Genomic DNA, 9,391 nt, shown 5'->3' on the forward strand with positions numbered 1-9,391 from the left:
ATATTCAGGTGAGGCCGGCCTGCAAACGGCGGCTGCCTGCGCTTCCGGTGCTCACCTACTTTATGTACGCTCCGCTCCGGTTCTCGGAACCCACCGTTTTCGACACGGCCTGACCTGAATCTCAGTACACCTTGGAGACGCCGCAGCGTGCTCGCAAACCCAATTGCGGCATGAATGCGGCATTCAGTTGCGGTTCAGCTTCGATCTCATATAAGCTCGCATGCAAAGGGCGAGAATGCCTTGCGAAATGCAACAAGAGGCGGTGTGGAAACACCGGTATTGCAAAATGTGGAAGTCTGTCGTCGCCGCCATCGCTTTCCTGGCCGTGAGCGGGTCGGCTTTTGCCGCCAGCGCGGTCAACAAGGACGCCGAGACCAGGACGCTGATCGTGACCGAGGGCGGCGGCAAGACGGAGCTGGCGCTGGCCGCCGGCGAAACCGTGGAATTCTGCCCGAACGGCTGTTTCGTCACCTTGCCGAATGGCGACCTCGAAGCCTTGACCGGCTCGGAGACGGTCGAGATCTCGGGCGGCGTCGGCCGCATCAAGTAGTCGTCCGCATCAAGTAACCAAGGCAGCATCTCTTGCGAAGGCCGGGCACATTGCCCGGCCTTTTATTGTTTCCGGTAGCACTCGTTTAACACTGACGGGGGAAATACCACCGTACACACCGGATGCAACCGGGCGTTTTAACGTTCGCTACGCCGTTCCCCGCTATACCGGTCGCGAAGACGCCGAAACGCGGCGCGAAGGATCAGGCAGGCAGGGAATCATGGACGCGCGGTCGGACAGGAACGCAATTCCGCTTGCGGTCGATCTCGACGGCACGCTGATTGCAACCGATCTTCTGTGGGAAGGCCTGTTCATCCTGCTCAAGAAGAACCCGCTTTATGTCTTCATGGTGCCGTTCTGGCTGGCAGGCGGCCCGGCGCGCTTGAAGCAGGAGATCGCCGCCCGCATCGATATCGATCCGGCTTCGCTGCCCTATCGCGAGGCGTTGCTCCAGCGGCTTCGCGCCGATCACCAGGAGGGCCGCCCGATCGTGCTGGCGACCGGCACGCCGCGCAAGTTCGCGGAGGCGATCGCTTTGCATCTCGGCATTTTCGATCGCGTGCTGGCGACCGATGGCCCGCACAACATGACCTCGGGCAGGAAACGCGACTCGCTGGTCGCAGCTTATGGCGACGGCGGCTTCGACTATGCCGGCAACAGCCGGCACGACCTCAAGGTCTTCGACGCCGCGCGTAGCGCGATCATCGTGGCGCCCGACCGTCATGCGGCGCGCTGGCAGGCCGCGCATGGCGGCGAAACGGTTGCGGCGCCGAAGCCGACCTTGAAGACATTCGTCAAGATGCTGCGCGTGCATCAATGGCTGAAGAACGCGCTGATCGCGGTGCCGATGGTGCTCTCGCACGAGTACTTCAACATCGACATGATCTGGGAATGCGTGCTGGCGTTCATCTCCTTCAGCGCGGTGGCCTCGGCCATCTATATCCTCAACGACTTCTTCGACCTCGCGCTCGACCGCAAGCATCCGACCAAGCGCTATCGCCCCTTCGCCAGCGGCGCGCTGTCGATCCCTTTCGGTTTCGGCGCGATGGTGGCGCTGATCACGGTCGGCATTGCCGCCGGGCTTTTGCTGCCGATCGAATTCCTCGGCGTGCTCGGCGGCTACATGGTCGTCACCACGGCCTATTCGCTGTCGTTCAAGCGCATGCTGCTGGTCGACGTGCTGACGCTCGCCGGCCTCTACACGATCCGGGTGCTGGCGGGCGCGGCGGCGACCGGCGTCGACGTCTCGTTCTGGCTGCTCGCCTTCTCGATCTTCTTCTTCCTGTCGTTGGCGCTGGTGAAGCGCTTCGTCGAATTGCGCACCACCGCCATCCCGGCCGGCGAGCGCATTGCCGGCCGCGGCTACCGCACCGAGGACCAGGAGATCGTCGCCCAGGCGGGCATGGCCTCGGCCTTCTCCTCGGCGCTGGTGCTGGCGCTCTACATGGACAGCGTCTCGGTGCGCGAACTCTATCCGCATCCGTGGCTGGTCTGGCCACTGGCGCCGATCGTGCTCTACCTCACCATGCGCGTCTGGATCCTCGCCCGCCGCGACGAGATGCATGACGATCCGGTCGTCTTCATCATCCGCGACTGGCGCAGCCAGATCGTCGTCGCCATCGGCGCAGCGTTCCTGGTTGCCGGAGGCTGGTGAGCATGGCCGGTGACAGTTTCCAAAGTTTCGGCCGCGCCACGCCGGCGGCGCGCCATGCGATCCCTGCGGAGGACGCCATCGCGCTGCTGAAGAGCGGCGCGGCGAAGGACGGTTCCTTGCTCGGCTATGGCAATGGCCGTTCCTATGGCGACACCTGCCAGAACCAGGCCGGCTCGGTGGTCGACATGCGGCCGCTCAATCGCGTCCGCGCGTTCAACGCCGAGACGGGTGTGCTGGAGGCGGATGCCGGCGTTCTGTTGTGCGACATCATCGCCCACGCCGCGCCCCACGGCTTTTTCCCGGCGGTGGTTCCCGGCACGCAGTTCGTGACGCTCGGCGGGGCAATCGCCAACGACGTCCACGGCAAGAACCATCACCGGCGCGGCACCTTCGGCTGCCATGTCGAATCGCTGACGCTGCTGCGCTCGGACGGCAAGACCTATCGCTGCTCGGCGACCAGCAATGCGCGGCTGTTTCGGGCAACCATCGGCGGCATGGGGCTGACCGGGCTGATCCTGTCGGCGTCGATCCGGCTCATGCGGGTGCCTTCGCTCGACATCGTCGAGAAGGCGACGCCCTTTGGCGATCTCGGCGAATTCTTCGAGCTGACCGAAGCGGCCGACCAGGCCAATGAGTACGCCGTCGCCTGGATTGACCAGCTCGCCGGAGGGCGAGGGCGCGGCCTGCTGTTTACCGGCAACCATGCCGAGCATGGTTTGCATGCGGCGTCCCGTGCCGGCGCGCGCCTTTCGGTGCCGCTGCAGCCGCCATTCAATGTGCTCAACCGGCCGTTCCTGACAGCTTTCAATGCTGCCTATCGCTGGAAGAAGGGGCGATCGGCGGCGCCGCGCCAGGTTGGCTACCAGGGCTTTTTCTTTCCGCTCGACGGTGTTGGCGACTGGAACCGGCTCTATGGACCGACGGGCCTTTTCCAGCACCAGAGCGTGGTGCCGGAGGGGCCGGCGCGGCATGCCGTGCCGGCGCTGCTGGAAGCGGCAAGGCGCGCCGGGCAGGGGTCCTTTCTCACCGTGCTGAAGCGTTTTGGCAAGGTCCGCTCGCCGGCGCTGCTGTCGTTCCCGAGGCCAGGCTTCACGCTGACGCTCGACTTCCCCAACCGGGGCGAAAAGACGCTCAGGCTGCTTGCCGAACTCGACCGCATTACGATCGAGGCGGGCGGCGCGGTCAACCCATACAAGGACGCGCGCATGGGCGCCGAGACCTTCGCGGCATCCTTCCCGGACTGGCCGCGGCTGGAAGCTGTGCGCGATCCCGCCTTCATGTCCGACTTCTGGGCGCGCACGGCAAAGAAACCGGATGAACGGCAAGGAACGGCGCAAGCGGCGGAATAGGTAGAATTCGAATAAATCCTGGTAAAAGAAGCGTTAAAGCCAGGGTTTACTCAAACAGTCACGTGACTTCACGAAATGTTTGCAGGTTTGTAATAGGACCGCTGCGGGCGGGGTGGCAACAATGAAATACATCGTCTTCATTCTCTTCACGGTCATGACCAATGCGGCGGCCCAGCTGATGCTGAAGCAAGGCATGATGTCGCTCGGGCCAATTTCGTTCGAGGGCACCAATCCGCTGCTGAAGCTGCTGCAGATCGTCTTCAGCCCGTGGGTGTTCCTCGGGCTCTGCACCTTCGTCATCTCGATGGCCTCGCATCTCTATGTGCTGTCCAAGGTCGAGCTCAGCTTCGCTTATCCATTCCTTAGCCTCGCCTATGTCGCGGTCGCCGTCTTCGCCTATTTCGTTTTCCGCGAGGACCTCAATGGCTGGCGCGTCGCTGGCATCGCCTGCATCTGCGTCGGCACGGTGCTGATCGCCCAGAGTGGGCGAGGGCACGAGGACCAGACCGCTTCCATCACCCAAGACAAGATCGGCACAAGCGAGATCGTTCGATGAGACATGTGATTTTCGGCGGCGACGGTTTCGTCGGCCGCCACCTTGCCCCCAAGCTTGTTGCCGACGGCGAAGAGGTCGTTGTCGCCGACATCGTCAAGAGCGATCTGCCGCATTATCGCTCGGCTCGTTTCGTCACATGTGACGTCACCGATCCGGCCTCGGTCGCGACCGTCGGGCTCAGGGGTGACGACATGGTCTACAACCTGTCGGCGAAGATGCTGTCGCCGATCCAGGTGCGCGCCAAGCGGCACGACTTCTTCTTCCCGGTGAATTTCCACGGCACCGAGAACATCATGAAGGCGATGGACAAGGCCGGCGCCTCGAAGCTCGTCCACTACACGACCGACATGATCTACGGGCACACGGTGACGATGCCGATGACCGAGGAGCATCCGGTCGCGCCGCTCGGCGAGTACGGCCTGTCGAAGTTGAGGACCGAGGAGCTGGCTGCCGAATGGCGCAAGCGCGGCATGTCGATCTCGCTGTTCAGGCCGCGCCTGATCATCGGCCCCGGCCGCCTCGGCATTTTGGAAAAACTGTTCAAGCTGATCGACTGGAATTTGCCCGTGCCGATGATCGGCTCGGGCAAGAATCCCTACCAGTTCATCTCTGTTTTCGACTGCGCGGAAGCTGCCCGCGCGGCCTGGAAGGCCGGCGTGCCGAACGAGGCCTATAATCTCGGCTCCCTCAACCCGCCGCCGGTGAAGAAGCTGCTTGGCGACCTGATCCGGCATGCCGGTTCGAAATCGGTCCTGATCCCGACACCGGGCTGGGCGGTCAAGCGCACGCTCGACCTGCTCGACCTCATGAACATGCCGATCATGGATCCGGAGCAGTATCTGATCGCCGACGAGGAGTGCGTGCTCGACGTGTCCAAGGCCGAGCGCCAGCTCGGCTGGGTGCCGCAATATCGCGACGAGGACATGCTGATCGCCGCCTACAGCGAGTACCGCGCCAAGAAGGACGGCCACGCCGTCGCCACCAAACACGTTCCTGCCGAATAAAGGCGACGAAGGGGAGATTTTCAGATGACCGTCATGGCCAAGCCGGAACACACGGGCACGCGCACGCTGGTCGAGGCGCCGGCGTTGTCGCCCGCCACCATCGCCAAGCCCGAGCTGATCAGCGTCGAGCAGGCCAAGGCGATGGACGTCGCCCGCATCACCGACCTGTTCAAGGCGCATCTCAATCCGGGCCAGCTGCATTTCATGAAGCTGCTCGGCTTCCACAAGGTCAAGATCGAGCGCGCCGAGGGCATGTTCTACATCGACCAGAACGGCCGCAAGATCCTCGACTTCTTCGGCGGCTTCGGCTCGCTGGCCTTCGGCCACAACCATCCGCGCATCCTCGAAGCACGCAAGAAATTCCAGGAGGAGAAGCGGCAGGAAATCGCGATCGCTTTCATGTCGCAATATGCAGCGGCTCTTGCGCACAATATCGCCAAGTGCTCGCCCGGCGACCTCGACATGGTGTTCCTCGGCTCGTCCGGTTCGGAAGCCATGGAAGCGGCGGTGAAGCTTGCCGAGCGCGCCGCCGGCCCGAAGCGGCCGAAGGTCGTCTATGCGGAGAATTCTTTCCACGGCAAGACCAAGGGCGTGCTGGCGATCACCGACGGTTCGCTCTACCGCGCCGACTTCAAGGTGGCGGACAATGTGGTGCGAGTGCCCTTCGCCGACATCGATGCGGTCGAGCGCCTGTTCAGGAGCGATCCCGAGATCGGCGTCATCGTGCTCGAAACCATCCAGGGCGGCGGCGGCATCATCCAGGCGCCTGCCGAATACTGGCAGAAGCTGCGCGCGCTTTGCGACCAGTACGGCGTGCTGTGGGTCGCCGACGAAGTGCAGTGCGGCTATGGCCGCTCCGGCCGCTTCTACGCTTTCGAGCACTACGGCGTCGTGCCGGACGTGACGGCGCTGGCGAAATCGCTCGGCGCCGGCAAGGCGGCGGTCGGCGCCATGATCGCCAGGCGCGACGTATACATGAAGGCCTATGGCACGCCGAAGACGGCGATGATCCATGCCATGGCGACTTTCGGCGGCATGGGCGAAGCCTGCGTCACCGCGATCGAGGGGCTCAACGTGCTCTACGACGAAGGCCTGATCGACAATGCGGCCGCGACGGGCGACTACCTTCTGCAGCGGCTGCAGGCGCTCAAGGAGAAGTATCCGAAGATCATCAAGGACGTGCGCGGCAAGGGTTTTATGATCGGGCTCGAGTTCAACGATTTCTCGCAGACCCTGCCGATGGTGCTGCGGCCGATCGTCAGCGTGCTCGACGACAAGCTGAAGGGCTCGCTCTCAGGCTTCGTCGGCTCGCTGTTGTTGCGCGACTATGACGTGCTCGTCGCCTTCACCGAATACAATCGCAACGTCATCCGGCTGGAGCCGCCGCTGATCTGCCAGCGCGAACATGTCGACCGCTTCGTCGATGCCTTCGACAGCCTTCTGTCGCGCGGCATCGTGGCGATCGTGAAGGATTTCGTCAAAAGCCAGGTCGGCAAGTAGAGGGCTCTGAGCAGAACGATGCTGACCAGGCCGCCGACTGTCCCGACCAATCCGCTCGACCGGCTCGCCGGGGCTGGTCTCGCCTGGGCCGAGGGGACCTATGCGCGGCTGGCGGCACCCATCGGCGCGGCGGCCTTCGCGCTCTACATCCTTTTGACGGCGGCGACGGCCTGGATCATGCCCGACGCCAATTGGGATATGCTGCCCTATCTGGCGGTCGCCGAGGAAGGCACCTATCCTGACCCGCAGGCCCTGCACGACTATGCCTACAGCACGGTCAAGGCGGGCGTCTCGGCCGCCGACTACAAGACGCTGACCGATGATGGCGGCGGCTACCGCAGCCATATGGCGGAAAATGCCGCCGACTTCCATTCGCTGCTCGGCATGTACCGGATCAAGTTCCTCTATGCCGAGATCCTGTCCGGCCTCAGCCATGTCGTGTCGCCGGTCGAGGCTATGCGGCTAGTCTCCGTGGTCTCGGTGCTGCTGTTCGGCGGCATCACGCTCATCTGGCTGCGTTCGGAAGGCGCGCTGGCCCTGGCTCCGATAGTCGGCGCGGTGCTGATCATGGCCGATTTCGGCGACGCGGCGCGCGCGTCGACGCCGGACCTGATGTGCTCCGCACTGTTCCTCGGCGGCCTGTTCGCCTATGTGCGCAAACGCGAGGCGGCGACCGCGATCCTGCTGTTCCTCGCCTTCATGGCGCGGCCGGACAACATCGTCTTCCTAGCGATCTTCGCCGTGCTGCTCATCATCTTCCGGCAAAGGGCCTGGGGCGCGCTGGCGGGCTTTGCCTCCTCCTTCATTGCCTATTTCGCCATTTCGCACTGGGCCCAGCACCCCGGCTGGTGGCCGCATCTGTGGTTCTCCACGATCGAGCAGCACTACAACATGGACGGTTTCGAGCCGCCATTCTCGCTCGCGGCCTACCTCAAGGCCTTCGCCGTCTCGCTGCTGCGTGCGATCAACGCCAACAGTTGGGTGGGCGTCTCGGTGCTGGCGCTTGCCGGATGGTACGCGATTGGCCGCGCCGGCTTCCGCCTCGATCGTCGCGCCGGTATCCTGCTTGCGGCGCTGGTGCTCGGCGTGCTGGCGAAGTTCACGGTCTTCCCGATCCACGACACACGCATCTATTTCCCCAACCTGCTGCCGCCCTTCCTATTGCTGGGCGGCCCGCTGATGGCGCTGTGGGCCTCGGTCGGCCAACGCCGCGCCGCGCCGCTCGTCGTTGGCGGAGACAAGCCCGGAGACACGCAATGAGTTCCGTTTCCAACCTGGCGCGCATCGCGCTCTCGTTCGGCCTTCCGGCCGGGCTGCTCGATCGCGGGCCGGCGCTGCGCGGCACGAAGTTCCTCGCCCGGGCGGCGCTGATGGCACGCTTCGGCGGCAGGCCGTTCCAGATGGTCAATGTCGGCGCCTGCGACGGCGCCCTATTCGACGACGTCACGCCCTGGCTGCATCGCATTCCAAGGGCGCGGGCGATGCTGGTCGAACCGATCCCCTACAATCAGAAGCGCCTGCGCGCCAACTATCCCGATACCGGGCGCTTCATCATCGAGCCTGTGGCGGTGACGCGGACCAGGGGGACGATCACCGTTCATACATTTGACGCCGCCGCGCTCGAAGACGGCACGCTGCCGATCGAGTTCATCGGCTGCTCGTCGGTAACCGACACCAATCTGATGTCGGGCAAGAACGCCTGGGGCGAGGCGGACGCCAACTTCAACAAGTTCGCGCCGCACCTCAAGGACATCGAGGTGCCGTCGGAGACACTGCAGACGCTGCTCGACCGCAACGGCATTGCCTATATCGACGCCTTCCTCGTCGATTGCGAGGGCGCCGACTGGATGGTGTTCGACCAATTGGACCTCAAGCGCTACCGTCCCGGCATGATCAAGATCGAAGTCGGCGCGCTGCCGGCGGCCGAGATCGGCCAGGTGGTGGTCAAACTGAAGACCGCTGGCTACCAGGTCGGCTTCCAGGCCGAGGACGTCTGGGCTTTCGCCTGAGTTTCGCCGACCCCCCGTCCACAAGGGCAAGTCTCTCCCGCCGCCGCGCCGGCCGAACACGGCTTGACAAAGCGGCGCCGGCCCCTCCAACCTGAGGCATTCACCAGGGGAGTCCCGGCAAGGGGCTGAGATACTGCTGGCTTTCGCGGCGCAGTGACCCGTTGAACCTGATCCAGTTCATGCTGGCGTAGGGACGGTGCAAGCGCTTTGCGGGAGTCTATGCCCGAGGTCCTGTTTCGGCAGGGCGACCAAAGCGTCTTTTCATCCTTCCGGCACAGAACTGGGTCTCCAATGCATGAGCAAAGGAGCCTCAAGATGAATGCCCTTACCCCCACCGTGTCGACGGGGCCGTTGCCCGCCTCGCGCAAGGTCCACAAGCAAGGCAGCCTCCACCCCCAGATCAAAGTGCCGATGCGCGAGATCTCCGTCCATCCGACGGCCGGCGAGCCGCCCGTTACCGTTTACGATCCATCCGGCGCCTATACCGACCCGGCTGTCGAAACCAACATCGAAAAGGGCCTTGCCCGGCTTCGCCAGGAATGGGTTACAGCACGCGGCGATGTCGAAGCCTATGACGGCCGCCATGTGCGTCCGGAAGACAACGGGTTCGCGACAGGCGAGCGCCTGACGCCGGAATTTCCGATCCGCAATCGTCCGCTGCGGGCGAAAGCCGGCAAGGCGGTGACCCAGCTTGCCTATGCGCGCGCCGGCATCATCACGCCCGAGATGGAGTTCGTCGCGATCCGCGAGAATCTGGGCCGCGAGGCCC

General features: G+C 64.1%; 8 protein-coding genes, 1 pseudogene and 1 riboswitch. All 9 genes and pseudogenes read left to right on the forward strand.

What is annotated here, in order from left to right; all coding sequences use genetic code 11:
• Window positions 1-286: 286 nt before the first annotated feature.
• Window positions 287-550, forward strand: a complete 264-nt coding sequence (locus EN780_RS19875; RefSeq protein ID WP_187331283.1) for a hypothetical protein — start codon at window positions 287-289, stop codon at window positions 548-550.
• Window positions 551-770: 220 nt separating this feature from the next.
• Window positions 771-2,204 (forward strand): UbiA family prenyltransferase, encoded by a 1,434-nt coding sequence (locus EN780_RS19880; RefSeq protein WP_128275075.1) that lies wholly within the window; start codon window positions 771-773, stop codon window positions 2,202-2,204.
• A 2-nt stretch (window positions 2,205-2,206) separates the two neighbouring features.
• Window positions 2,207-3,553 (forward strand): FAD-binding oxidoreductase, encoded by a 1,347-nt coding sequence (locus tag EN780_RS19885; RefSeq protein ID WP_128275076.1) that lies wholly within the window; start codon window positions 2,207-2,209, stop codon window positions 3,551-3,553.
• Window positions 3,554-3,674: 121 nt separating this feature from the next.
• Entirely contained in the window at window positions 3,675-4,109 is a 435-nt protein-coding gene (locus tag EN780_RS19890; protein ID WP_127311339.1) for an EamA family transporter, read from the forward strand.
• Complete coding sequence (locus tag EN780_RS19895) at window positions 4,106-5,113, forward strand: NAD(P)-dependent oxidoreductase (RefSeq protein WP_128275077.1); 1,008 nt, start codon at window positions 4,106-4,108, stop codon at window positions 5,111-5,113. Before EN780_RS19890 ends, EN780_RS19895 begins: the two co-directional genes overlap by 4 nt.
• 33 nt (window positions 5,114-5,146) lie before the next feature.
• The gene (locus EN780_RS19900) at window positions 5,147-6,613 is read left to right on the forward strand and encodes an aspartate aminotransferase family protein (RefSeq protein WP_189556621.1); all 1,467 of its coding nucleotides are present in this window, start codon (window positions 5,147-5,149) and stop codon (window positions 6,611-6,613) included.
• Between the two features lie 18 nt (window positions 6,614-6,631).
• Entirely contained in the window at window positions 6,632-7,873 is a 1,242-nt protein-coding gene (locus EN780_RS19905; RefSeq protein WP_128275079.1) for a hypothetical protein, read from the forward strand.
• Entirely contained in the window at window positions 7,870-8,622 is a 753-nt protein-coding gene (locus tag EN780_RS19910) for an FkbM family methyltransferase (RefSeq protein WP_128275080.1), read from the forward strand. The genes EN780_RS19905 and EN780_RS19910 overlap by 4 nt, the downstream gene beginning before the upstream one ends.
• Before the next feature lie 95 nt (window positions 8,623-8,717).
• Window positions 8,718-8,834, forward strand: a riboswitch (TPP riboswitch).
• A gap of 103 nt (window positions 8,835-8,937) precedes the next feature.
• Window positions 8,938-9,391: pseudogene (locus EN780_RS19915) on the forward strand (phosphomethylpyrimidine synthase ThiC); the annotation flags it as partial.

The organism is Mesorhizobium sp. M4B.F.Ca.ET.089.01.1.1, from assembly GCF_004022605.1.
Taxonomy (GTDB): domain Bacteria; phylum Pseudomonadota; class Alphaproteobacteria; order Rhizobiales; family Rhizobiaceae; genus Mesorhizobium; species Mesorhizobium abyssinicae.

What these genes read in the sequence shown, in the direction of transcription:
- EN780_RS19875 (WP_187331283.1), top strand. Translation starts at nt 287, where the DNA reads ATGTGGAAGTCTGTCGTCGCCGCCATCGCTTTCCTGGCCGTGAGCGGG.
- EN780_RS19880 (WP_128275075.1), top strand. Translation starts at nt 771, where the DNA reads ATGGACGCGCGGTCGGACAGGAACGCAATTCCGCTTGCGGTCGATCTC.
- EN780_RS19885 (WP_128275076.1), top strand. Translation starts at nt 2,207, where the DNA reads ATGGCCGGTGACAGTTTCCAAAGTTTCGGCCGCGCCACGCCGGCGGCG.
- EN780_RS19890 (WP_127311339.1), top strand. Translation starts at nt 3,675, where the DNA reads ATGAAATACATCGTCTTCATTCTCTTCACGGTCATGACCAATGCGGCG.
- EN780_RS19895 (WP_128275077.1), top strand. Translation starts at nt 4,106, where the DNA reads ATGAGACATGTGATTTTCGGCGGCGACGGTTTCGTCGGCCGCCACCTT.
- EN780_RS19900 (WP_189556621.1), top strand. Translation starts at nt 5,147, where the DNA reads ATGGCCAAGCCGGAACACACGGGCACGCGCACGCTGGTCGAGGCGCCG.
- EN780_RS19905 (WP_128275079.1), top strand. Translation starts at nt 6,632, where the DNA reads ATGCTGACCAGGCCGCCGACTGTCCCGACCAATCCGCTCGACCGGCTC.
- EN780_RS19910 (WP_128275080.1), top strand. Translation starts at nt 7,870, where the DNA reads ATGAGTTCCGTTTCCAACCTGGCGCGCATCGCGCTCTCGTTCGGCCTT.